Raw genomic sequence first — 264 nt, 5'->3', positions numbered from 1 at the left:
AATGACGCCGCACCAGCGTTGGCATAAAGATGTGCGTTGCCGTGTCATCCAGCAGTCCGGCTGCGCCCTGCAGTGCCAGTTCAGTGGCGATTTTTGCCATAGATACAATGGGATAGCGCACAGTGGTTAACTGTGGATCGGTGTAACGGGAAATGGGGATATCATCAAAGCCAATGACAGAAAAATGCTGTGGCACCTGGATGCCGTTGTCTTTCAGCGCAGTGAGTGCACCAGCCGCCATGCCGTCGTTATAGGCAAACACCG

The 264-nt window shown here is 53.8% G+C and carries 1 protein-coding gene; it reads right to left on the bottom strand.

Features of this window, described 5'->3' with window-relative positions:
• The coding region (locus SB756_RS31200; protein WP_410913384.1) for a substrate-binding domain-containing protein at positions 1–264 on the bottom strand (264 nt) is incomplete at both ends.

Origin of the sequence: Pseudomonas sp. SIMBA_068 (assembly GCF_046534705.1) — a bacterium.
GTDB classification, from domain to species: Bacteria; Pseudomonadota; Gammaproteobacteria; order Pseudomonadales; family Pseudomonadaceae; genus Aquipseudomonas; species Aquipseudomonas putida.
The sequence above is the reverse complement of the archived record's forward strand: the minus strand, read 5'-3'. Positions and strand labels throughout refer to the sequence as shown.